The following is a 22,166-nucleotide window of genomic DNA, read 5'->3' as shown; positions in this document are numbered from 1 at the left end:
CGTCAGTGTTCATCCGGCCAAGCGCATCCCACGACCCACATCCTTCCCGAATGGCGAGGATGTTGCTGCGTGCTGCGGTGAGCAAGCTCGGCCCGGTGCCATCCCCGCGCGACACGGCCAGCCAGCCACGCAGTCGCCACCACAACCGATGCGCACCGGGCTGACCTACCTCGAGGAGCGACATGTCGAGGGTCAGCCGCAACACCACCATCCGGGACAGGCACCGCACACAGCTCGCTCGCACCAAACCACCCTGCGCCTACGAGCACTGCCTCTTCCCAGGCGAACCCATCGATTACGACGCCCACCACCTCGACCCCAAGGCATTCCAGGCCGACCACGTCATCCCAGTCGACGCCGGCGGACCAGACACCCTCGCCAACAAGGTGCCCATGCACCGGGCATGCAACCGCCACAAGTGGAAATCCCTGCCCGGGGACGACACTGGGGCCCGGGTGTACGAGACCGATCGGACCTGGTGAACGCCCACCCCACCCCGGGGTCCCCGTCCCGCCGTGTGCGCGCCATTCAGGGCATAGGCGACACCCCCCATCCCGTTTTTCCGAAGGAGGCGACATGGCCCGAAAGCCGACCCTCCGCGCGGTGACGGAGGACGAGAAGGCCGAGCCGAAGGCCCCGCCGAAGACGATCTTGGAGTCGGCGGAGTCGGGTTCGCGTCTCGACGAGCTGCGCGCCATGCGACGTCGGCTTGCTCGAGCTCTCGACGACCCGAACACACCTGCTCGCGATCTCGCGGCCCTGTCGCGGCGCCAGCTGGAGATCGGTCGCGAGATCGAGGCCATCCAGGTCGCCGAGGACGAGGACCATTCGGTGGTCGCTCGCACTGATGACGAAGTCTGGGACGGCACCGGCTACTAGCCGGCGGCCGCTCTCCGACGTTGCTCGACACGTCATCGCGCCGGTCGGCATCACGTCGACGTCGTGGCCGAAGGTCCGGGACACCTGCCGCCGCCTCGGTTGGGGCTTCGATGGGTGGCAGGACGGTGCTGGTCGGCTGATCCTTGCTCGTCGCGCGGACGGCACGTACGCGGGCGACACGATCGTCCTGTCGATCCCTCGGCAGGTCGGCAAGACGTACCTGATCGCCTGCATCATCTTCGCCCTGTGCCTGATCACGCCGGGGCTGAAGGTGATCTGGACTGCGCACCGCAAGTCGACGTCGGCTGAGACGTTCCGTCAGTTCGACGGCATGTCGCAGCGGCCGAAGGTGGCACCGCACATCCTGCAGGTGTTGCGCGGCAAGGGCGACGAGTCGATCAAGTTCAAGAACGGGTCCACGATCGAGTTCGGCGCCCGCGAGAGCGGTTTCGGCCGCGGCCGCACCGACGTCGACGTCCTGGTCTTCGACGAGGGCCAGATCCTCCCGGAGTCGACGCTCGAGGACATGGGCGCCACCCAGAATGTCGCGAAGGACCCGCTGACGTTCGTGATGGGCACCCCGCCTCGACCGAAGGATGACGGCGAGTTCTTCTCGCTGCTGCGCGAGGAGGCGCTGTCGGGAGATTCCGACGGCACGCTGTACATCGAGATGTCCGCCGACCGCGGCTGCGACCCGATGGACCGCGCGCAGTGGCGGAAGGCGAACGCCTCGTATCCGCACCGTACGTCGGAGCGCGCGATGCTGAGGCTTCGCAAGAAGCTGCGCAGCGATGACTCGTGGAACCGTGAGGCGCTGGGCATCTGGGACGAGAGCGGGGTCAAGATCATCCCGCCCTCGCGCTGGGATGCACGGACTGACGAGATTGGCCCCGAGCCAGGCATGCGGCCTGACTCGTTCGGCGTCGCTCACCACGACGGCCAGTTCTCCGTGGTCGCCTGCTGGGTGGACGACATCGACCGCTTCGTCGAGGAGGTGTTTGCGCACCCGCGCCTCGACCTGGTCGCCGACTGGATCGTCGCGAGAGCTGGTGCGCGGGCGCCGGTGCTGGTGCCGAACTACGGCGCCGCGGCACCTCTGCAGCCAATGCTGCGGGCGAAGCGGGTGAACGCGAAGTCGGCGACCACCGGCGACACCGGTCGCGGCTGCGAGCTCCTCGTCGAGGGCGTGGATGCCGGTTGGCTGTCGCACGCCGACCAGAAGCAGCTCGCCGATTCGGTTGCGGGCGCAAGGAAGAAGGTCGGGCGTGACGGCGCGGCCTGGCTGTTCGACCTGAAGACATCGACCCTGAACGCGCCGGTGATGGCGACGACTTTGGCGCTGGCCGGCGCTACGAACACACGACCCAGACGCACGGGGGAGAGGAGGGCGACGGTCTAGATGAGCGACGCCGCCTTCTCCCTGTCGATCCCGGGTCTCACCGACGACGAACAGCGCACCGTCCGCGGGCTCTTCACGCAGCTGCAGGCCAAGAGGAACCGCAACCTGCTGCGGTCGGCGTACTACGAGGGCAAGCACGCTCTGCGCGTTGCGTCTCCCGTGGTGCCAGATCACTACTACAAGCTCGGCATCGTGCTGGGCTGGTCAGCGAAGGCGGTCGACGCCCTCGCCCAGCGCACCGCGCTCGAGACGGTGGACTGGCCGGACGGCGACATCGACAGCCTGGGTCTGCCCCAGCTGGTCGACGCGAATCAGCTGCGCGCGACCTTCAAGGGCGGGCAGGTCAACTCGCTGCTGCACGGCGTCTCGTGGGTTGTGAACACCGTCGGCGCGAGAGACGAGCCATCGTCGCTGATCCACGTGAAGGACGCGTTGTCGGCAACGGGGACGTGGAACGCCCGCTCGCGGCGCCTGACGGACTTCCTGTCGATCACGTCGCTCGACGACGAGGGAAACCCGAACGGCATCGCGCTGTACCTGCCGAACCTGGTGGTGCAGTGCGACAAGGCCGGCGGCCGGTGGAGCATCGCCCGGTCGCAGCACCGGTGGGGGATCCCGGTCGAGCCGATGGCCTACAAGCCGTGGACTCGTGAGTTCGGGGCTTCTCGCCTGACCCGCCCGCTGATGTCGCTGCAAGATCGCGCGCTCAATGCGCTGATCCGCCTCGAAGGCCACATGGATGTCTACTCGTTCCCGGAGTTCTGGATGCTGGGCGCTGACTCCTCGGTGTTCAAGAACCCGGACGGGTCGCTGAAGCCGATCGTGCAGGTGATGCTCGGCCGCATCAAGGGCATCCCGGACGACGACACCGCGCCGCCGGAGCTCGCGCGCGCCGACGTCAAGCAGTTCCCGGGGAACTCGCCCACGCCGCACCTGGCCGCGCTGAACGGGTACGCGAAGCTGTTCGCCCGCGAGTCCGGCCTCCCGGACAGCGCGATGGCGATCACCGACTACGCGAACCCGACGTCGGCAGACGCCTATGCGGAGTCGCGCGAGGATCTGATCGCCGACGCGGAGGGCGCGACGGATGACTGGTCGGTGCCGATCCGGCGCTCGGTCGCTCGCGGTCTCGCCATCCAGAACGGCCTGACGGCGGTGCCCGACGAGTGGGCCACCATGGCGCCTCGGTGGCGGTCGCCGCTGTTCCAGTCGCGCGCCGCGCAGGCTGACGCCGGAACGAAGGTCGCGGCCGCGGTGCCGGATCTCGCTGCGACTTCGGTGGGACTGCGGCTCATGGGCCTGTCGGACGAGGACATCCGCCAGTTCCAGGCCGAGCGTCGCCGGGTGAACGGCGGATCGGTCATCGACCGACTGAGGGCGCGCGCGGGGGCGGTGAACGATGCCGGCAACGCCAACGGAACTCCGCAGCCTGCTGGTCAGCCTCAGTGACGAGGCCGAAGCGGACTTGGCGGCGTTGTGGGCGCAGCTGGACCCCTCGACGGTGCGCGAGGGCCTGTTCGACGTTCTTCCAGCCCTGGTGGGTGACTACGGCGACGCGGCCGCGACAGTCAGCGCCGACTGGTACGACGAGCACCGCGCAGACCTGAACGTCCCAGGACGTTTCGCCGCGGACGTCGCGCCCAACCCGGACCTGGGAGCCGACGCACTTGCCGGCTGGGGGACCAGTCTCGCCCAGAACAACTTCGACACCGCGCTCGCGCTGATCTCCGGGGGTCTGGTGAAGCGGGTGATGACCGCCGGTCGCGACACGATCATCGACAACGTCGAGCGCGACCCCCAGGCCCGCGGGTGGCAGAGAAAGGCGCGGCCCGACGGCTGCGCGTTCTGCCAGATGCTCGCGGGGCGGGCAATCGTGTACCGGTCGCGCACCACAGCCGATTTCGCGTCGCACGACAACTGCGGATGCACCTGCGTCCCGGCGTTCGGCGGCCGCGAGGTCCCGGTCAAGCCGTACACACCGACTGCTCGCACGATCACCGACGCCGAGCGAGCTCGCGTCCGAACGTGGATCGCAGAGAACCTCCCCCAAGCAAGGGGGTGAGCGCCCATGGCAGCGCGACCAAATGCCAGTGATGTCCGACGGGACAGAAACGGAGCAATCCCATGAGCGACAACCAGAACCAGGGCGGCGATCCCAGCGGTCAGGGTGGCGATCCGAATGCGTCCGGTGACGCGCCGAAGACGTTCACCCAAGCCGAAGTCGATCAGCTGATCGGAAAGACGCGCACCGAGGTGCGCAACCAGGTCAGCAGCAAGTACGCCGACTACGACCAGCTCAAGGCGGCGGCGGAGGGCAAGAAGACCTCCGACGATCGCATCGCCGAGCTGGAGAAGCAGTACGCGCAGTCGCAGGCGAATTCGTTGCGACTGCGCGTGGCGGGGGACTGGGGCGTGCCGACCAAGCGCGGCGAGAACGGCGAGGCGTCCGACGCCGACCTGTTCCTCACCGCGACCGACGAGGACACCCTCGTCGCCCAGGCGAAGCGCTACAACGACCTCATGGAGCAGCAGAAGCAGAACCAGCCCCACGTGTCGCGTGAGGGCACCAACCCGCGGCCCCAACCGAACAGCACCCAGGAGTTCCTCTCCGCGCTGACCGGCGGGGGCCAGTAGCAAGGAGAAGATCATGGCAGTGCTCCAGAGCACCGATCTCTACCTGCCGACCAACATCGCGTCCGGCATTGTCGAGAAGACCAAGACGGGTTCCACCGTCGCGGCGCTCTCGGGCCAGGAGCCGATGCGGTTCGGCAAGACCGAGATCATCACCTTCGATGACGATCTCACCGCAGAGTTCGTCGAGGAGTCCGCGGCCAAGGGCAGCGACGACGCCAAGCCCGGTCGCGTGACCGCGGTGCCCCACAAGGCCGTCGTGCAGATGCGCACCTCGGACGAGTTCAAGTGGGCCGACGAGGACTACCAGCTGGGCATCCTCGCCAAGTACCAGGAGAAGTGCGCCCGCGCCATTTCGCGCGGCCTCGACCTCGGCCTGTACTACCGCCTCAACCCGCGAACCGGCACCGCGATCAGCGCGTGGACGAACTACCTCAACTCGACCACCAAGCGGGTCGAGCAGGGCGCCAACGCCGACATCGATTTCGAGACCGCCGCAGGGCTCGTCATCGGCGCCGGCTACTCCGTCAACGGTGTGGCCTTCGACCCGAAGTACGCCTGGACGCTGTCCACCGCGCGCTACAACGACGGCCGCAAGAAGTACCCGGAACTCGGCCTGGGCGCTGGCATCTCCTCGTTCGAGGGCGTGTCCGCCGCCGTGTCGACCACCGTGTCGGGCAAGCCCACCGACGGTGACACCACCGACAACAAGGTGCGCGCCATCCTGGGCAACTACCAGGGCGGCATCCGCTGGGGCGTCCAGAAGTCGTTCCCGTTCCGGCTGCTCGAGTTCGGCGATCCCGACAATGCCGGCCGCGACCTCGCCGGTCACAACGAGATCCTGTTCCGCACGGAGATCGTCTACGGCTGGTACGTCTTCGCCGACCAGTTCGCGGTGATCGAGGATCTGGTCGCCTGATGCGGCTGCGCAACACCGCCAACGGTGCGGTCATCAACGTCGACGACGAACTGGGCAACTCCCTGCTGGGTGGTGGCTGGAAGTCGGCTGAAGAGGTGGACGTGCCCGACGGCGAGCCCAGCGAGTCGTGGAAGGTCGCGGAACTCGTGGCCTACGCCAAGGCGCACAGCATCGAGATCACGGGGGACGCGCGCCGCAAGTCCGACGTCCTCGAGGCGATCGAGAAGGCGAAGCAGGGTGACGGCAGTAACCCTGGGGCCTAACGACCTGGCGCCGTTCGCGACCATCGACTCGGCGAAAGCCACAGAGATGATCGCGGACGCGCTGGGCATGGCCGAGCTGGTCGCCCCGTGCATCTCCAAGCCGGATTTCAAGTATCCGGCGGCCGCGAAAGCGGTGTTGCGGGGCGCGATCCTGCGGTGGAACGACGCCGGTTCCGGCGCCATCACCACCAAGCAGGCTGGGCCGTACCAGCAGGTTGTCGACGCGAGCGTGCGTCGCAACAACCACCTGTTCTGGCCGTCGGAGATCGAGCAGCTCCAGTCGATGTGCCGGGACGAGAACGCGGGCGGTGCGTTCGCGATCGACACAGCACCGTCCGGTCGCGGCAGCCATTCGATCTGGTGCTCGCTCGGCCTCGGTGGCGACACCTGTTCGTGCGGCATCGGTGTCACGGCGGGTCAGTTCCCGATCTGGGAGCCCGATGTCTGACGCCGCGTTCCCGACGCCGTACCTCGTGGGTGTTCGCGCCTACGAGGGCGGTGACGGTGACGACTGGGGCAACGAGACCGACAGCTGGGCTGATCCTGTCCCGCAGCCGGTCTACGGCTGGGGCGCGCCCGGACGGCAGGACGCTGCAGAGCCGAAGGTCGTCGGCCACGACCGTGTCGTCGTCGAGACCGAGCTGCTGGTCCCGTCCGGATTCACCTGCAGCCCGCAGGATCGCGTGATCCTCGACTTCGATCCCGACACGTGGACCGAGGACGCCGGCATCCCCGAGCACGACGTGCTTGGCGAGGTCGAGTCTTACGACCGTGGGCCTTTCGGCTGGAACCCGGGCGGCGTCGTCAACTTGAGGCGGGTGACCGGGTGAGGAAGCTCCAGGTCGTCGTCGGGCTCGACCAGGCGGGCGAGGAGATCGTCGACGAGTTCGTCAACCCCTACGCCGAGTTCACCTGGATCACCGAACGTTCTGGCGTGCTCTCGGTCATGGACGGTGAGCGGGCGGCGACCGCTTACGCGCCCGGCGCTTGGCTCGTCGCGCGGTACGCACAGGAGGAGGAATCGTGACAGTTCGCATCGTTGACACTCCTGACGCGCTCTACGAACTGCGTCGTGATCCCGCTCTGGTCGCGGTGGAGCAGGCCGAGGCGCAGAAGATCGCGGACCGCGCGAACGCGCAGGGCAAGGGCACGTACGCGGTCGGTTCGCGCCAGGGCATTCGTGACCCGCAGGGTCGGTGGCGCACCAACGTGTCGACCGCCGACGCCTACGCGATGCGAGCGAACGCGAAGTACAACATCCTCATCAAGGCCATGTCGGAGTGACTGCCGTCTCGGTCATCACGGTCGCTCGATCGGTGCTGACGTCGGCGCTGCCCGCGGTGAAGGTGTCGAACACGCTGCCGGCATCCCTACCTGCACGGTGCATCCGTATCTCACGAGCCGGAGGTCCGCGCACGCGCGAACTGGACTCGCCGCGGCTGCTCGTCGAGTGTTTCGCCTCCACGTCCAAGGGCGCGGCCGACGGGCCACAGGCCGAGCAGGACGCCTGCGACGCCTACGACGCCCTTGACGCGGCGAGCAACGCCGGGCCCTGGGCGGGCGGATGGATCACAGGCTGGGACGGCAACAACTTGGTCGAGTTTCCCGACCCCGAACAGCCGTCACACGCCCGGTGGCAGTTCACCGGTTCTCTGTTCGTCCTCACCTGACAACTACATCCCCCTTCTTGCGGCTCCTGGTCAATCTGCCTGAAAGGGGCAACCAATCATGACGGTCACAGTCAAGAACGTCTTCGTGGCTCAGTCGATCGACGGTGGCGTGTACTGGCGCGCCCCGCTCGGGACCGAGCAGCCCACCGACGCGACGTCGCCGCTCGACGACGCGTTCGAGAACCAGGGCACCTGCTCGAAGGACGGTCTGTCCGTCGGCATCGCCCGGTCCTCGAAGTCCGAGCAGGACTTCGACGGCGTGGACTACGTCGACATCCAGGACGAGTACAACGGCACCTTCAAGCTCACTCTCATGGACGTCGAGCTCGAGTCGGTCAAGAAGACCGCGTTCGGCGACGAGAAGGTCACCTTCGAGCCCGCGACCACCAGCCACGGCAACCGCTACCACGTGGAGCACTCGCAGGATCAGCTGCCGCTGTCCTCGCACGTCTTCTGGACCCGGTCGGGCAAGAAGATGAAGCGCTGGGTCGTCGAGGTCGGCCGAGTCACCGATATCGCGGAGATGAAGGCCCAGCGCGACGCGTCGACCAAGCTGGAGCTGACCATCAAGGCGAAGCGCAACTCGAACGGCAACCTCGTCGAGGAGTACGGCGACGACGGTGAGAAGCTGCCCGCGACGCCGACCACGAAGACGGTCACGATCACGGGCTCGCCGACCGGCGGCACGTTCACCCTGTCGGTGGGTGGCCAGACCACTTCGGCGCTGCCGAACAACGCCACCGCCTCGGCCGTTGACACGGCCCTCGAGGCACTGTCGACCGTCGGCACCGGCAACGCGACGGTCACCGGTTCGGCCGGCGGCCCCTACTCGGTGACGCTCGCGAACGGCGGCACCCTGACCGCCACGTCGAGCCTCACCGGCGGCACCAACCCGGGCGTCACCGTCTCCTGACACCCAATCGACTCGGCCTGGCGGGGTGTCTCATCACCCCTTTGACCAGGAGCCGCGACTCTCCGCCAGGCCGGGGCATGGCTCCTGATCACCATCCCATCCATTCCGAAAGGGCTCCTGGTCACCCATGTCTGCTGTTCCCGAGGGCTACGAAGTCGTCGACTCGATCACCGATCACTACATCCGTCTCGCCGTGCCGGTCGTCGGCCGCGACGAGCCGATCCTGATCTGCGCACCCCGCAAGGACTGGGTCCCGCCCAGCGAGGTCGACAAGGTCTACGAGTTCCTCCGTCCCTACCAGGAGGCGGAGGCGAAGGTGCTGGAGTGGCACCGCGCCAAGGCCGTCCGGGACGAGCAGATGGCGGAGTGGCACCGCGTCAACGACGGACTGCCCGAAGCAGAGCGCGCCCCCGAGCCGGATGAGCTGCCACCGTTCCCCGACGATGCGAAGGCCACGCTCGAGAAGGTCACCATGCGCGAGCTCGACCTGCGCTGGCTCAAGCCGTACATGAGCGCCGCCGACTACAAGCTGCTCACCACGTCGAAGAATATCCCAGAGAAGAGCGTCGAGGATCTCCGGCGCCGCCTCGAGTCGAAGGACATCACGACGGGGGAATCTTCCGCCTCCACCGACTCCTGAAGGAGCACGGGGAGGCGATCGCCTGCGACCTGATCGATCGTGGGCTGCGCCTACGAGACCTCGGCAAGCCGTGGTTCTCGTGGGTCGACCTGCGTGTCATTGTCCGACGCGCGCAACGCGATCCGTCGATGGAGCTCCACCGGGAACTAAACCCGGATTGGGCGTTCGCGGATCCGCATACGTTCCTGCTGGCCGAGATCGCCACGCTGCAGTCCTCTTTGCGATTCCTGACCGCTCAGCAGCTCGTCGGCTTCGACGAGGACGGCAATCCGAACGACGTGCCCGAGACGTTCTGGCCGGCGACATACGGACCGCACCGAACTGCCGAAGAAGACCAGCCCGATGAGCCGCAGCACGACAGCGATGACGATGTCGCTCGCGCTGTCGCCGACGAACTCCTGCTGATGCAGGGGATCTCCCGAGGAGGTGAAACCGCGTGACTGAACTCGCAACCGCGTACGTGTCCGTGCTCCTCGAGACGAGTCGGGTACCTGGGCAGCTGCGGACGATGTTCAGTGGCGCGGGTCGGGAGGCGACGACCGCAGGACGCACCGCGGGACAGTCGTTCTCGTCGGCCCTCGGTGGGTCACTGAAGAACCTTGGTGCGGTGGCGGGCGTGACGGGTGCGGTCGCGGCGGTCGGCGGGGCAATGAAGTCGGCCATCTCGTCGGGCATGGACTTCACCACCAGTCTGAACACGATGCAGGCTGTCGCCGGCGCGTCGTCGGAGCAGGTCGCAAAGGTCGCCCAAGTTGCACGGGACCTCGGCACCGACAATCAGCTCGCGGCGACCTCGAGCGTTGATGCCGCGCAGGCGATGGTCGAACTCGCCAAGGGCGGCTTCACCGTCAACCAGTCGATGCAGGCCGCGCGTGGCACGCTGCAGCTGGCCGCGGCGGCGCAGATCTCGGCCGCCGACGCGGCGACGATCCAGTCGCAGGCACTCCAGGCGTTCGGCAAGGACGCCTCGTACGCTGGCACCGCAGCGGACATCCTCGCGAACGCCGCCAACCAGTCGTCCGCCGAAATCACCGACGTCGCAATGGCGTTCCAGCAGGGCGGTGCCGTCGCCAACCAGTTCGGCCTGTCCATGCAGGACACCGCGGCGACGATCGCACTCCTCGCCAACGCAGGCATCCAGGGGTCCGACGCCGGCACCCTGCTGAAGTCGGCGCTCCTCGCGCTCACCGACACCGGCAAGCCTGCGCAGAACGCCATCGAGCAGCTCGGCCTCACCGTCTACAACGCCCAGGGCCAGTTCGTCGGCATGGAGTCGCTGTTCGGCCAGCTGCAGACCGCGTCGAAGCGGATGACGCCCGAGATGTACCAGGCTGCGACGGCGACGCTGTTCGGTTCGGACGCCGCGCGCATCGCCGGCGTCGCTGCGCAGCAGGGCGCGGGCGGCTTCGACCGCCTCCGTGACGCGATGGGGCAGCAGGGATCTGCCGCCGAGGTCGCGGCCGCCAAGATGCAGGGACTCCCCGGCGCGTGGGAGAAGCTGAAGAATGAGGCGCAGGACGCCGGGCTCGCGTTCTACGACGCGGTCCAGGGCCCGCTCACTTCTGCGGCGACCGCAGCGGCAGGCGCGATCGGCAGCATCACCGACGGCGCGTCCGGGCTGGGCAGCAAGATCCGCGACGGCTTCGAGGGCATCGTCGACGCGTTCCAGAACGCGGGCGGACCGGCTCTGATCATGGAGTGGGGCGGGCGTCTCAAGGACGTCTTCACCTCGCTGTGGGGCTCGATCGAGGATTTGCTGCCGCTCGTCGGCACGTTGGGCGAGACGTTCGGGCAGGCCGGCGCGATCGTTTCCGCTATCGGCGTCGAGACCCTCGTGAGCGGCCTCGAGGCGGCGGCCGGGATCCTCGACGCCACTGTCGTGCCCGCGCTGCAGCTGACCAACTCGGCGCTGTCCGGCATGCAGCCGCTCGTCGTCGGCGCCGTCGCAGCCTGGCTCGCGTTCCGTGCCGTCGGCCCCGCGCTTGCTGGACTGCGCAGCAGTGTCGCGACACTCGGCGCCACCACGACCACGGCCACCGCGCGACTCACCTCTCTCGCGACCGCCCAGTCGGCCGTCGTGCGAGCGGGATCGTTCGGCGCGGTCAGCATGGGCCGCTTTGGCACGGCGATCGCGCAGGTCGGCCAGAGCGCGCCGGTCGTCGCTCGGATGCAGTCGTCGTTCGTGAACGCTGCGACCGGGGCGGAACGCTTCGGCCGCACCGCTGGCATCGCATCCGCCGCCGGTACAGGGCTGCGAGCAGCAGGCGCTGGCATCGCCGGCGTCTTCGGCGGGCCCGTGGGACTCGCGCTCGCCGGTGCCGCAGTCGTCGGGACGATGTGGGCATCCTCGGTGCAACGTCAGTCTTCGGCCGTCGACGCATACCGCGGGTCGCTCGCATCCCTCGCCGAGGAGCAGAAGCGCACCAAGGAACTGCTCGTCGACTCCAAGGGTGCGCTGACCGGGGACGTGTTCTCGTCCGTGGCGTCCCAGGTGGACGACGTGCGCGACTCGTTCACGAACGCCGGGAAGGCAACCGCCAGTTGGAACGACGCCCTCGTCTCCGGCCTGACGTTCGGTCTGAACGACCAGGAGAAGAAGGTCAACGAGACGGCGTCGGCGAATCGCGAAGCCGCCGAGGCCATCAACAACCTGGGCATGACGTCGCAGGCGGTCGGCCGCCAGGTGGCGGGCAGTGCGAGCGGCTGGGACCAGCTGAAGGCTCGACTGCTCGCGATGCCCGAGGGCGGGCAGAAGGCAGCCGAGACCCTGCAGGACGTGCGGAACAAGATCCTGCAGCAGCAGGACGTCGGCCGCCGCGTCACCCCGGGGATCACCGAGCTGGGCACCGCGTTCCAGGTGATGGGCGACAAGAGCTCCTCGGCGAGCGACAAGCTGAACGCGCTCAAGTCGGCCATGGACGCGATGAACCCCGCACGGTCGCAGACCGAGGCGGTCGCACAGTACGGCGAGGCGATCCGGAAGGTCGCGACGTCAACCGACGGCATCAACGGGACTGCGTTCGACCCGGCGGGCAAGTTCAACGCGATGTCGGAGGCCGGCGCGAACCTGTCGCGCACGCTGGCTGATCTCGCGGACAAGTCGGCGCAGGTCGCGTCGACCGGCGGCGACATGGGCACGGTGAACGCGCAGAACGAGCAGGCGTTCCAGGCGCTCGCCACAGCGACCGGTCAGTCGGTGCAGACGATCCGCGGCCTGTACGAGTCGCTCGGCGGCAAGGCGGTCGACCTCTCGGTGCAGCTGAAGGGCGCCCCGGAGGTGACCCAGCAGCTGGCCGCGATCTCGGCGCAGTGGAACAACACGCCGGAGAAGAAGACCATCGAGGTGGAGGAGTCGTCGGTCAACGCCGACACCCGCGCCGCACTCGAGCGCCTGCACGCCACGGTGTCGCAGCCGATGAACGGCATCGTCACGATCACCGCAAACGACGATCGAGCCCGCGCGCAGCTGCTCTACGTGTCGCAGAACGTGAACCTGCTGAACGGGCTCACGGCGAACCCGAAGGTCGGCCTCGAGACCGACGCGTTCACGCTCGGCAACCAGAACGCCCGCAACCAGCTCCGCGACTTGTCCGCCCAGATCGCCAACCCGCAGGCGAAGCTGACGATCGACGAACTGCTGCAGGGCAAGGCCGTGTCCGTGGCGCAGCTCGAGCAGCTGTCGGCGACGACCGCCAATCCGCAGGTCCGGATGGAGGTCGACAAGATCCTTGCGAACATCGCGCTGGTGAACTCGGCGCTGGACCGCACTGCGCAGGAGCGCGTCGCCTACATCAACGCTCAGGTCACGGGCCTCAACTTCGGGGACCGGACGCCCGACGGCGGCGTCTTCCGTGGACCCGGCATCTCGCGCGCGAGCGGTGGTCCGGTCACGGGGCCGGGCGGTCCGCGCGACGACAAGGTGCTGATGTGGGGCTCGAACGGCGAGTTCATGCAGCAGTCGGCCGCCGTCGACTACTACGGCCTGCAATTCATGGACGACGTCAACAACATGCGTCTGCCTCGCCGTGCCACCGGTGGCCCCGTCAGCAAGGACGATTTTGACAAGCTGGCCCGCGGCGGGTTCGGTGCGAGCCGTCCTCTCGAGGGCGCGCCGTACGTGTGGAGCGGCGTCAACTGGGGCGACTGCAGTGCGGCACAGTCAGCTTTCGCCCGTCTCGCAGCAGGGCTCGCCCCGTTCGGCGGTCGGTACGCGACCGCATCAGCGGCGAGCGCACTGAAGTCGATGGGCGCGAGCCAGGGAATCGGCCAGTCGGGTGACCTGCAGCTCGGGTTCTACAACGGCGGACCGGGCGGCGGGCACGCCACCACCAAGCTCCCGTCGGGCGTGAACGTTGAGATGGGCGGCAACCGCGGCGACGGCCAGTACGGCGGCGGCGCGGCCGACCCGAACGAGGGTCGCTTCAACGAGAAGTGGCACTTCCCGGCGTCGATGTTCGCCGACTCGACACCGCCGCTCCCGACGACCGGTGTCGGCGACGACACGGGCGGCACGCTGTCACGCCCCGACCTCACCACACCGGACATGTCGACGACCTCGACCACCACGCCTCGCGGCACGTCGATTTCGACGCGAATCGGTGGCGCTATCGGCGCCTTCTTCGAGGGCCAGATCAAGTCCGGTCTCGACGTCATCTCGGCGAACGACTCGCCAGGCTGGCTGTCGGCGATCACCGAGTACGAGAACCAGGTCGAGCAGAGCAAGAAGGGCGGCGCCAAGAACTCGCAGGAGCTGTCGAACGCTCAGGCGCAGCGCAAGTACGAAGCCGACAAGCTCACCCGACAGCAGGCGTACGAGGCGCAGCGCGACAAGCTGCAGGACGAGAAGAGCGCCACGAAGGACGAGGGCAAGAAGGCGGAGATCGACCGCAGGCTCGCCGACCTGAAGCGTGACTATCAGGACGCGACCCTGAAGGCGAAGCAGCAGTACGACGCCGAGAAGCTGACCCGCCGCCAGCAGTCGCGTGTGGCCGACCCGGGCACCCGCAAGCCGAACCCCGGCCAGGACTTGGGCGGCGTCTTCGACGACGGCGGCGAGGCCAACGGTCTCGGCATCATGCACAAGCGGGTCATCCGTCCCGAGCGCGTCCTGTCCCCGGATGAGACGCAGGCCTTCCAGGTCGGGATGCGCAACGGCTTCGCGGGCGCGAACGATCGTGTCGAGTCGCTCCTCGGTGAGCTCGTCAGCCTCTACCGCGCAGCGCCGCCGAGGGGTCAGGTGCAGTACAACCTGCGCGACGAGCGCGGGCTGCGGCTCGCGGAAGAGGCGCAGCGTCGGCAGATCTCGGTCGGATTGGCGGGCCGCTGATGAGCGTGCATGACCTTGCGACCATCGAGATCGTCGCCGACGACGACTCCGCGGTGGTGTCCGGTGGCGAGTTCGGGTTCAAGCCGATCAAGCTGAGCACCGATCCGAAGGGCCTGTTCTCCGACGAGCTCGAGCTGCAGATCATCCAGACCGCGTTCGCCCCTGGCGGTATCGCGGGCGAGGATGAGCAGCCCGTCCGGACGCTGACGCTGCCGTTCAACCTCTACGACACGGGCGCCGGCATCGAGGCAACGGTCAGCCGGTTCCGCAAGCTGTGGCGCAAGGGCCGCACGGTGCAGTGGCGCACCACGACGCAGGAGTCGGGGCTTCGCGTGCTGCAGCTGCGTCGGTCGAAGGGCATCGAGTTTTCGCCTGCGCGCGACTGGAACTTGCAGCAGTGCGCGAAGGCGACCGTCGAGGCCGTGGCGCTCAACCCGTTCTACGAATCCGCGCCACTCCAGGTGACGCTGACCAATCCGTCGAACGGCTCGAACACACTGTGGGCGCCGGTGTGGAACCCGACTGATCAGCGGGGCTGGCCCGAGTACGCGCTGCGACCTAACGGCGGTGCGACGTCGTTCGGGTTCCCTGACTTCAGCTTCGGCAACGAGCAGGACATCGACGTCCGATGGACGCCGGGGCAGTTCGCGGGCCGGATGATCGTCACCCCGCCGATCAGCGTGTGGTGGTCGGTCATGTCGCACCCGCTGATGGACACCTACGTCGCCGCGGATCTATCGAACGCGCCGGCACAAATGGGCGCTATCGACCCGCTGTTCTGGATCCCGCCGTACACCGGCACCCAGGACAACCCGATCATGATGCCGTTCGTCATCAACGGCCCGAAGGGGTCGCAGATCAAGTACATCATGCGTCGCTTCTGGTCAGCGGAGTCGGGGCTCGAATGAGCGCCAAACTGATCCGCGTCTCGTCGGACGCGACAGGTGAACGTCGCTCTGTGCGCGTCTACGTGTACGACACCGTCGAGGCGATGCGCGCGGCGGGAACGCGCTTCAACGGCAACGACGTCAGCGACGCGGTGGGGCTGTGCCAATGCATCAACAGGGTCGTCGTCGACCGCGACGGCCGAGCGACCAGCCACGCTGACTCGGTAATCGTCCGGCTGAGCCGATCGCACCTCACCACCCAGATCGTCGTCCACGAGATGAACCACGCTGCGACGGCCATCTACGGATCAAGCCTGCAGGGGCACGAGCTGGCGATCGATGTGCTCGACCACACCAACGAGACGCTGGCGCATCTTCAGTCGGACCTGACCGCAACTCTGGTCGGCCGCTTGCGCGCACTGGGTTACGGCGACCGGGTCGGCGTCCGATGAGCACCTCGGTCGTCGCCTTCGCAGGTGACAGCCTCGACGACTTCGCCCTGTGGGCCCGCGAGATCCGCGAAACCCGCATCGCGCGCATCGCCCGACCGCCGCGCATCCGTCTCTACGACGGCAACTACAAGTACCGCGGCACCTGTTACAGCCCGGCGGACGGCTCGACCGGAGTCAAGTACAACGACACCGGATCCATCCACCTCGAGCTGCCCATCGACAGCTCAAGCGAGGAAGGCATCCGCCAGACGTTCCTCGCGCACTGGGCACTGGACCAGGAGTCGCGCGGCACAAGCAACATCCACGTCGTCGTCGAGAAGGACGGCGCACGGATCGCCGGCCGCACCGACCCTGTGAACGGTGTGACGCTGCACCGATCGAAAGACGGTGACCGCGTCATCCTCGAGTTCCTCGAGGACATCCAAGAGCTGAAGCACGTCCACATGGCGGCATCGCCGTTCCTGCCGATCGGTCTCGTGCAGGAACCGAAGGAGCAGTTCCTGTTCTGCCCGGTCGACTGGGGTGGTCTCGCGACTCTCGGCTGGAACATGCTGCGGCTGCAGGGGACGAACTTCAACCTGAACCTGGATCTCCTCGACCCGTCGAATCACTCGACCGGGTTGTGGGCACAGGCGCAGATCGTCCCCATGCCGAAGCCCATCGGGTCGACGGTCGCACCGACGACCATCGTCGACGGCAACATCAAGAAGTCGTGGTGGGACGTCATGGCGCCGCGCCTTGAGGACGCCGAGCTGATGATCGTCACTAGACGATTCCTCGACGGCGATCCCGAGCCGTGGCCGGGCGCCGGTACGAACTGGCGGCAGGGCACGCTGTTCGTCGACATCGTCGACAAGTCGGGCTGGCAGTCGGGAACGTCGCTCGGCGGCAACCTCGCGACTGGCCTTCTGCGGTCTATCGCGAGCGTCACCAGCAATTACGTCGAGGACTCGTACGACCTCATCACCGGTCAGCCCGTCGACACGACTGGACTCAAGCTGCCTGGCGTCCTTGGCACCCAGCCGTCGCACCCGAACGTCGTGTACCGCGACGGCGACATCACCGGCATCCAGGACTTCAAGCTGACCCGCGGCGCCGGCGGCCCTGGACGGATCACCGCCGGCGGTCAGTCGATGCCCGGTGTGAATGAGCTGTGGGAAGCCGGGATCGGCTATGCCGGTGACGTCCTCGGCGACAACATCAACATCGCCGGCTACGGCGTCGGGTCGCTCGGCAGCATCCTGAACGCTTTCCTCCTGCCGATCGTGAAGGACGCGTTCCTGGCGTACATCACGGTCCCGCTGCTGGTGCGGGTCGCGAAGCAGGGCTGGGGGCACTACCTCGAGACTGCGGCGACCGGCGTCACGCAGGCCTACACGCCGTCGGCGTTCATCGACCTCCGCAAGCGGCGTCGTGAGACCGACCCCGACACCACGTTCAGCTTCGAGGTCGCATCGGCGATGCCGTGGCTGATCGGCGACAACGGCTACGGCCACTGGTGGCTCGGTGACCGCGTGGGCGCGACGTCGCGGCATCTGGGCGCGCGTGTGTACGTCACCCGCTGCCGTGAGCTGACTCTGCCGATGAAGCGCGGTGAGCCGTCGTTGTGGCAGGCCAAGTTCGGCGACGTGCGCACCCAGAAGGACGCCTTCGAGCGACTCATCGAACTGGCCTCGACGACCGCCGCTGACCTGAACGCGATTGGACTGGGATGACTGACACCGTGACATCGGGCGGCGACCCGATCGACCCGGAGAAGGCCGCTGAGGTCGAGAAGCTGACGAAGGCGTTCATGTTCGCGCTTCTCACCGGCAACGAACAGCCCTACCCGATCCCGACGCCTGCGGTCCGGAACATGGCGGACCGCTTGTACGACTGCGGAGTCCGTCAGACCGACGCCGTTGCGGAGGAGGTTGTGCTGCCGAACTGGGTGACGGAGAAGGTCCGCGAGGAGGCCGCCCCCGTCGCCACGGATCCCGACCACCATGCGATGCAGGACACCGATCGGGTGATGGTCGCGCCCGAACCGCCGAGGCGGATTGCGCAGAAGTACATGGGCGTGGTGGAGGACGTCGAGCTGTGACGACCCCGAACTACCCGTGGGCGACCACGACGCCGGCGGATCTGCCCCAGGGGGTCAGCACCCCGTCGCAGCAGGGCGAGGTGCTGCAGGACCATACGCAGGCGAAGTACACCGGGCTGGCTGCCGATCGGTTCCCGGCGATCGCGAAGACGACATCCGCGGGTTCACCGTCGTCGGTCTCCGGCCCGATGGGATTCGTCACGAGCGTCTTCTCGGGCATCGTGTCGCGCGTAGCAACCGCCGACCCGGCGACGGTGACGAAACCCGACGACATCGTCGACAGGGCGGGCAGCTTCTTCACTGGCCTTCCGCTCCTGTCGTTCATCGGCGACATCGCGGGGGCGATCACCGGCGCGATCGGCGGCGGGCTGAACACCATCCGCCAGTTCTTCGACGACCTCATCGGCAATGCGCTGCAGGGGATCAACCCGTTCTCGATCTTCACCAGCATCGGCAACATCTTCTTCCACCAGTCGGCCGTGGCGAACACCGCCACAGCCGCGTCGTCGGGTGTGGCGAGCATCGTCGACCAGCTGTTCGGCGGGTGGCGGGGCACGGTGTCGGGCGATGCTGGCCAGGTCGCGCAGACGATGAACGAGGTCCGGCAGTCCATCGAGGGCGACACGTTGAACGTGACGCTGATCGGGTCGGGCCAGTGGATCGTCCCTGAGGGATACAAGGACTGGGTCGTGACCGCGATCAGCGGCGGCGACGGCGGGCAGGGTGGTGACGGCGGCACGTTCGCCGGCGGCGGCGGCACCGGTATCGCGCAGGGCGGCGTGAACGGCGGTCAGGTCGGCGAGATCTTCACGACCGAAGAACTCGGCGGGGCGGGAGCTTCGATCAACTACGCGACGGGGAACGCGGGCGCGGGCGGCACCGGCAAAATGCAGTTCGGTGGGCAGGGCGGGCAGTCGGTGTTCGGTCCCTTTGGTCCCAACAACAACTACTGGCGCGGGCAGCGTGATGCGGGTGCGCTCCCGACCGGTGTCGGATACGCATTCGCCGCGAAACCCGGCAACGGCGGCAACGGTGGGCCGATTTCGGGCACGTACACCGGCACTCGCGGCGGCGCCGGTCCAGCGGCCCCAGGCGGCAACCCGGGCACTCGGGGGCAGCCTGGGCAGAACGGCACCGAGGGGCCGTTTGTGAAGAACCCGGGCGGCGGTGGCGGCGGTGGCGGCGGTGGCGGAAACTCCGGCGGGTTCTCGGCAGCGGGCCGCGGTGGTGACGGCGGCGCCGCGGGCGCCGGCGGCGGCGCGGGTGGGTCGTCGACGACAGATTCCCCCTTTGGTGCGGGCGGTAACGGTGGCGCGGGTCGGTTCTATCTCCAAGGCCGCAGGTAAAGGATTGGTGTGTACATGAAGGCGTCTGACATCAACACCCCCGCGAAGGCCGAGCCGTACATCGACGGGACGTGCACGGTCACGCTCACTGGCCGGGTGACGGGCATCGTGCAGGGGCCGACGTGGGTCGAGGTGCAGATCGACCCGGGCGTCGAGGGCGGCACCGTCGCCGCGGTCCGATTCGACGACGACGACCCCATTGAATTCGAGATCACCGAAGGCACTCGCGCACTCAACCCGCCCGAGACGGTGGTCGAACAGGTGCCGAACGAGATCGTCCGATGAGGTTCACAGTCGAACCACGTGGACGCTACTTCGTGGTCACCGATGCCCAGACCGGCGCGCAATGGCCGTACACGACCGAAGTAGCAGCGAATCAAGCTGCCGTGACGGCAAATACGGACGCTACCGCGATGCGCAACCACATCGCAGCGACACCTCCTGACGCCACGCTGCCCCCCGAGGACGAGCCGGTACTGCCGGTCGTCGACGACGAAGGACCGCAGACAACACCATGAACACGATCATCGACACCGCCGCCGGATTCCCACCCGCGGCGGCACTGAAGGCTGCCGGTCACACGGGCCTGATGGCCTACGTGTCCCCGTCGCGGTCGGGCACGAACTTCCCGGGTAAGCCGATCACTCGCGACATCGCCGACGCCTACCGGAAGGCCGGAATCGACATCGGCGCGGTGTGGCAGCTCGGCAAGCCCGGTGACCAGACGCCCTCGGACTGGACCACCGGACGCGAGGGCGGCCGCCGCATGGCGCGAGAAGCCCGCGACCGAGCGTTCGCCGCCGGGATGCCCGGCTACTGCCCGATCTACTTCGCCGTCGACGAGAACATCACGCTCGCGCAGTGGAACTCGACCGCCGTCGAGTTCTTCCGCGGCTGCGGTGACGTACTCGGCACCCAGTGGGTCGGCATCTACGGCAGCTCGCGCGTGTGCGGGTGGGCCATCGAGGACGGCGTCATCGGCCGCTCCTCGCGATCCAACTCCGGGCCGTGGGCGTGGGTGACCCGCGCCTGGTCTGACGACAACGGTCGCGGCTACGCCTCGCTGTACCAGCGCGTGATCGACACCCCGTCGTCGCCGGGCCCGAAGGTCGGCGGCATCACCGTCGATGTCAACGACGTCTACGCCGCCGACTGGGGCCAGTGGTCGATCGACCGCACCCCGAAGACCACCCCTTCGCCTGACCCGACCTCCCCCGCGCCGGTCATCCCGACGCCGGCGCCCACGACAGGAGCTCCGACCATGCCCGACTACGGCACCACCAAGGTGATGCACGGCTTCAACGCCGACTCGGCCGGTACCGGCAACAGCAACGGCCCACGCCGGTCGACCGACTTCGGCGCCGTCCACACCCAGCAGGGCAAGGGCCCGGCGGTGAACCTCGCTCAGTTCTGCATCAACTCGGCGAACACGAGCAACCCGGTCGCCTACAACCACTCGATCGACGGCCGCGACACCGTCGAGATCGTCCCGCCGAACGAGGGTCCGTGGGCCGCTGCCGACGCCAACGACATCGCCTACCACCTCTGCATCGCAGGCTCGTTCGCCGAGTGGTCGCGCGGGCAGTGGCTCGACGGCATCGACGACTCCGGTGACGGCCTGTCCGAGGACCTCGCGATCACCCGCGCGGCCAAGGCGATGGCCGCCGCGTCGCAGCAGTTCGGGTTCCCACTCGACTACGCCGGGTCCAACGGCACCGCGGGCTGGCCGCTGAGGGCGAAGGGAGTGGTGGGTCACCGCGACTTCGGCGCCCGCGGAGGTGGCCACACCGACCCCGGCAACGGGTTCCCGATGGACGAATTCCTCAAGCGCGCGAAGTCGTTCCTCGCCCCGGTGCGCAACCTCATCAACGACGCCGCGGCGGCGAGTCCGTGGGTTGGTGCGCGCGTCGACCCTCCGTTCGTCGAGCACGCGCTCAAGGCCGGCGTGTTCGCGGTGTACGCCAACGCGCACATCTACTACAAGCAGGGCGCCGAGGCGGCGTTCCCGATCCCGCACGGCGGGCTCTTCGAGACGTGGGGCGCGGACTACGGCTACGAGAACGGCCGCCTGGGTTACCCAACGCGTCCGTTCCTGAAGTTGCCCGACGGTGCGGTGCAGGCCTTCGAGGGCGGCACGCTGCTCCGCAAGGACGGCGCCTCCCGCGGCTTCGACGTCCACGGACGGATCGGCGACACCTACCGCGACCTCGGCTGGGAGAACAGCCGTCTCGGCTACCCGGTCTCCGAGGAGATCAAGGTGCCCGGCACCGACAACATCGTCCAGCACTTCGAGCACGGCGACCTCACCTGGTCCCCGTCCGGCGTCATCGTCACTCTCGCGAAGGAGACCGCTGCAGCATGACCACCACCAAGATCGCCGCGTTCATCCGCCGCGAGCCCGTCGCGGTCGCTCTGTCCACCATCATCGGTGCGCTCGTCGTGTACGGCGTGACCGCCGGTTGGTTGACCGCCGACGCCGCGCCGATCGTGCTTGCGGTCGCGTCGCTGGTGCTCGGGGTGCCGGTGACCGCGGCGGTCCGCTCGCAGGTCAGCCCGGTCGCCGCGGTCCAGACCGCGGTCACCGACGCCGCCCGCGACGCGCTCACCCGGGCGGTGAACAACCAGGCCGCCACCCCCGAGGTCGGGGACGCCCTGAACGACGTCGTACGCAACGTCACCGCCCACTTCGGCCGACACCGCGCCGAGTCCTGACCGGTGCCTGCGGGGTGCCTCTCCATGAAGGGACTCGACCGTGAAA

The 22,166-nt window shown here is 68.0% G+C and carries 26 protein-coding genes; all 26 read left to right on the top strand.

The window, feature by feature from the left end; genetic code table 11:
- The first annotated feature begins 182 nt into the window (after nt 1-182).
- The 26 genes from LX12_RS19385 (at nt 183) to LX12_RS19260 (ending at nt 22,120) form a co-directional block, all read left to right on the top strand.
- Nucleotides 183-482, top strand: coding sequence for an HNH endonuclease (locus tag LX12_RS19385; protein WP_253656233.1), 300 nt, complete (start codon nt 183-185; stop codon nt 480-482).
- Between the two features lie 94 nt (nt 483-576).
- Entirely contained in the window at nt 577-879 is a 303-nt protein-coding gene (locus tag LX12_RS19380) for a hypothetical protein (RefSeq protein WP_253656232.1), read from the top strand.
- The gene (locus tag LX12_RS19375) at nt 848-2,278 is read left to right on the top strand and encodes a terminase large subunit domain-containing protein (protein WP_253656231.1); all 1,431 of its coding nucleotides are present in this window, start codon (nt 848-850) and stop codon (nt 2,276-2,278) included. Before LX12_RS19380 ends, LX12_RS19375 begins: the two co-directional genes overlap by 32 nt.
- Nucleotides 2,279-3,727, top strand: coding sequence for a phage portal protein (locus LX12_RS19370; RefSeq protein ID WP_253656230.1), 1,449 nt, complete (start codon nt 2,279-2,281; stop codon nt 3,725-3,727). It abuts the gene before it with no gap.
- Complete coding sequence (locus tag LX12_RS19365) at nt 3,678-4,340, top strand: VG15 protein (RefSeq protein ID WP_253656229.1); 663 nt, start codon at nt 3,678-3,680, stop codon at nt 4,338-4,340. The genes LX12_RS19370 and LX12_RS19365 overlap by 50 nt, the downstream gene beginning before the upstream one ends.
- A gap of 62 nt (nt 4,341-4,402) precedes the next feature.
- On the top strand, nt 4,403-4,912 hold the full coding sequence (locus tag LX12_RS19360; RefSeq protein ID WP_253656228.1) for a hypothetical protein: 510 nt from the start codon (nt 4,403-4,405) through the stop codon (nt 4,910-4,912).
- 13 nt (nt 4,913-4,925) lie between these two features.
- The gene (locus LX12_RS19355) at nt 4,926-5,828 is read left to right on the top strand and encodes a phage major capsid protein (RefSeq protein ID WP_253656227.1); all 903 of its coding nucleotides are present in this window, start codon (nt 4,926-4,928) and stop codon (nt 5,826-5,828) included.
- The gene (locus LX12_RS19350) at nt 5,828-6,091 is read left to right on the top strand and encodes a DUF7302 family protein (RefSeq protein ID WP_253656226.1); all 264 of its coding nucleotides are present in this window, start codon (nt 5,828-5,830) and stop codon (nt 6,089-6,091) included. Before LX12_RS19355 ends, LX12_RS19350 begins: the two co-directional genes overlap by 1 nt.
- Nucleotides 6,066-6,539, top strand: coding sequence for a hypothetical protein (locus LX12_RS19345; RefSeq protein WP_253656225.1), 474 nt, complete (start codon nt 6,066-6,068; stop codon nt 6,537-6,539). The genes LX12_RS19350 and LX12_RS19345 overlap by 26 nt, the downstream gene beginning before the upstream one ends.
- Nucleotides 6,532-6,921, top strand: a complete 390-nt coding sequence (locus LX12_RS19340; RefSeq protein ID WP_253656224.1) for a hypothetical protein — start codon at nt 6,532-6,534, stop codon at nt 6,919-6,921. The genes LX12_RS19345 and LX12_RS19340 overlap by 8 nt, the downstream gene beginning before the upstream one ends.
- A complete protein-coding gene (locus tag LX12_RS19335) occupies nt 6,918-7,118 on the top strand; it encodes a hypothetical protein (RefSeq protein ID WP_253656223.1) in 201 nt (66 codons plus the stop codon). Before LX12_RS19340 ends, LX12_RS19335 begins: the two co-directional genes overlap by 4 nt.
- The gene (locus LX12_RS19330; RefSeq protein ID WP_253656222.1) at nt 7,115-7,375 is read left to right on the top strand and encodes a hypothetical protein; all 261 of its coding nucleotides are present in this window, start codon (nt 7,115-7,117) and stop codon (nt 7,373-7,375) included. Before LX12_RS19335 ends, LX12_RS19330 begins: the two co-directional genes overlap by 4 nt.
- Nucleotides 7,372-7,761: a hypothetical protein gene (locus LX12_RS19325; protein ID WP_253656221.1), complete on the top strand. Its 390-nt coding sequence runs from the start codon at nt 7,372-7,374 to the stop codon at nt 7,759-7,761. The genes LX12_RS19330 and LX12_RS19325 overlap by 4 nt, the downstream gene beginning before the upstream one ends.
- Nucleotides 7,762-7,819: 58 nt before the next feature.
- The gene (locus LX12_RS19320) at nt 7,820-8,674 is read left to right on the top strand and encodes a hypothetical protein (RefSeq protein ID WP_253656220.1); all 855 of its coding nucleotides are present in this window, start codon (nt 7,820-7,822) and stop codon (nt 8,672-8,674) included.
- Between the two features lie 127 nt (nt 8,675-8,801).
- Nucleotides 8,802-9,314: a hypothetical protein gene (locus tag LX12_RS19315; protein ID WP_253656219.1), complete on the top strand. Its 513-nt coding sequence runs from the start codon at nt 8,802-8,804 to the stop codon at nt 9,312-9,314.
- A gap of 128 nt (nt 9,315-9,442) precedes the next feature.
- Nucleotides 9,443-9,754 (top strand): hypothetical protein, encoded by a 312-nt coding sequence (locus tag LX12_RS19310; protein ID WP_253656218.1) that lies wholly within the window; start codon nt 9,443-9,445, stop codon nt 9,752-9,754.
- Entirely contained in the window at nt 9,751-14,640 is a 4,890-nt protein-coding gene (locus LX12_RS19305) for a phage tail tape measure protein (RefSeq protein ID WP_253656217.1), read from the top strand. The genes LX12_RS19310 and LX12_RS19305 overlap by 4 nt, the downstream gene beginning before the upstream one ends.
- Nucleotides 14,640-15,548, top strand: coding sequence for a hypothetical protein (locus tag LX12_RS19300; protein ID WP_253656216.1), 909 nt, complete (start codon nt 14,640-14,642; stop codon nt 15,546-15,548). Before LX12_RS19305 ends, LX12_RS19300 begins: the two co-directional genes overlap by 1 nt.
- Nucleotides 15,549-15,610: 62 nt before the next feature.
- Nucleotides 15,611-15,979: a hypothetical protein gene (locus LX12_RS19295; RefSeq protein WP_253656215.1), complete on the top strand. Its 369-nt coding sequence runs from the start codon at nt 15,611-15,613 to the stop codon at nt 15,977-15,979.
- A complete protein-coding gene (locus LX12_RS19290) occupies nt 15,976-17,694 on the top strand; it encodes a Gp37-like protein (protein WP_253656214.1) in 1,719 nt (572 codons plus the stop codon). Before LX12_RS19295 ends, LX12_RS19290 begins: the two co-directional genes overlap by 4 nt.
- Complete coding sequence (locus tag LX12_RS19285) at nt 17,691-18,062, top strand: hypothetical protein (protein ID WP_253656213.1); 372 nt, start codon at nt 17,691-17,693, stop codon at nt 18,060-18,062. The genes LX12_RS19290 and LX12_RS19285 overlap by 4 nt, the downstream gene beginning before the upstream one ends.
- On the top strand, nt 18,059-19,408 hold the full coding sequence (locus LX12_RS19280; RefSeq protein ID WP_253656212.1) for a hypothetical protein: 1,350 nt from the start codon (nt 18,059-18,061) through the stop codon (nt 19,406-19,408). Before LX12_RS19285 ends, LX12_RS19280 begins: the two co-directional genes overlap by 4 nt.
- 15 nt (nt 19,409-19,423) lie before the next feature.
- A complete protein-coding gene (locus LX12_RS19275) occupies nt 19,424-19,693 on the top strand; it encodes a hypothetical protein (RefSeq protein WP_253656211.1) in 270 nt (89 codons plus the stop codon).
- On the top strand, nt 19,690-19,926 hold the full coding sequence (locus LX12_RS22385; protein WP_253656210.1) for a hypothetical protein: 237 nt from the start codon (nt 19,690-19,692) through the stop codon (nt 19,924-19,926). Before LX12_RS19275 ends, LX12_RS22385 begins: the two co-directional genes overlap by 4 nt.
- Nucleotides 19,923-21,770, top strand: coding sequence for a glycoside hydrolase domain-containing protein (locus LX12_RS19265; protein WP_253656209.1), 1,848 nt, complete (start codon nt 19,923-19,925; stop codon nt 21,768-21,770). The genes LX12_RS22385 and LX12_RS19265 overlap by 4 nt, the downstream gene beginning before the upstream one ends.
- Nucleotides 21,767-22,120 carry a hypothetical protein gene (locus LX12_RS19260; protein ID WP_253656208.1) on the top strand — a complete coding sequence of 118 codons (354 nt, stop codon included), beginning with the start codon at nt 21,767-21,769 and terminating at the stop codon, nt 22,118-22,120. The genes LX12_RS19265 and LX12_RS19260 overlap by 4 nt, the downstream gene beginning before the upstream one ends.
- Nucleotides 22,121-22,166: the final 46 nt, after the last annotated feature.

It is taken from the genome of Williamsia serinedens, from assembly GCF_024171725.1.
In the GTDB taxonomy this organism is placed as follows: Bacteria; Actinomycetota; Actinomycetes; order Mycobacteriales; family Mycobacteriaceae; genus Williamsia_A; species Williamsia_A serinedens.
The sequence above is the reverse complement of the archived record's forward strand: the minus strand, read 5'-3'. Positions and strand labels throughout refer to the sequence as shown.

Excerpts from the sequence above, each read along its gene's own strand:
- LX12_RS19385 (WP_253656233.1), top strand. The coding sequence starts at position 183 with ATGTCGAGGGTCAGCCGCAACACCACCATCCGGGACAGGCACCGCACA.
- LX12_RS19380 (WP_253656232.1), top strand. The coding sequence starts at position 577 with ATGGCCCGAAAGCCGACCCTCCGCGCGGTGACGGAGGACGAGAAGGCC.
- LX12_RS19375 (WP_253656231.1), top strand. The coding sequence starts at position 848 with ATGACGAAGTCTGGGACGGCACCGGCTACTAGCCGGCGGCCGCTCTCC.
- LX12_RS19370 (WP_253656230.1), top strand. The coding sequence starts at position 2,279 with ATGAGCGACGCCGCCTTCTCCCTGTCGATCCCGGGTCTCACCGACGAC.
- LX12_RS19365 (WP_253656229.1), top strand. The coding sequence starts at position 3,678 with ATGCCGGCAACGCCAACGGAACTCCGCAGCCTGCTGGTCAGCCTCAGT.
- LX12_RS19360 (WP_253656228.1), top strand. The coding sequence starts at position 4,403 with ATGAGCGACAACCAGAACCAGGGCGGCGATCCCAGCGGTCAGGGTGGC.
- LX12_RS19355 (WP_253656227.1), top strand. The coding sequence starts at position 4,926 with ATGGCAGTGCTCCAGAGCACCGATCTCTACCTGCCGACCAACATCGCG.
- LX12_RS19350 (WP_253656226.1), top strand. The coding sequence starts at position 5,828 with ATGCGGCTGCGCAACACCGCCAACGGTGCGGTCATCAACGTCGACGAC.
- LX12_RS19340 (WP_253656224.1), top strand. The coding sequence starts at position 6,532 with ATGTCTGACGCCGCGTTCCCGACGCCGTACCTCGTGGGTGTTCGCGCC.
- LX12_RS19320 (WP_253656220.1), top strand. The coding sequence starts at position 7,820 with ATGACGGTCACAGTCAAGAACGTCTTCGTGGCTCAGTCGATCGACGGT.
- LX12_RS19315 (WP_253656219.1), top strand. The coding sequence starts at position 8,802 with ATGTCTGCTGTTCCCGAGGGCTACGAAGTCGTCGACTCGATCACCGAT.
- LX12_RS19310 (WP_253656218.1), top strand. The coding sequence starts at position 9,443 with ATGGAGCTCCACCGGGAACTAAACCCGGATTGGGCGTTCGCGGATCCG.
- LX12_RS19300 (WP_253656216.1), top strand. The coding sequence starts at position 14,640 with ATGAGCGTGCATGACCTTGCGACCATCGAGATCGTCGCCGACGACGAC.
- LX12_RS19290 (WP_253656214.1), top strand. The coding sequence starts at position 15,976 with ATGAGCACCTCGGTCGTCGCCTTCGCAGGTGACAGCCTCGACGACTTC.
- LX12_RS19285 (WP_253656213.1), top strand. The coding sequence starts at position 17,691 with ATGACTGACACCGTGACATCGGGCGGCGACCCGATCGACCCGGAGAAG.
- LX12_RS19275 (WP_253656211.1), top strand. The coding sequence starts at position 19,424 with ATGAAGGCGTCTGACATCAACACCCCCGCGAAGGCCGAGCCGTACATC.
- LX12_RS22385 (WP_253656210.1), top strand. The coding sequence starts at position 19,690 with ATGAGGTTCACAGTCGAACCACGTGGACGCTACTTCGTGGTCACCGAT.
- LX12_RS19265 (WP_253656209.1), top strand. The coding sequence starts at position 19,923 with ATGAACACGATCATCGACACCGCCGCCGGATTCCCACCCGCGGCGGCA.
- LX12_RS19260 (WP_253656208.1), top strand. The coding sequence starts at position 21,767 with ATGACCACCACCAAGATCGCCGCGTTCATCCGCCGCGAGCCCGTCGCG.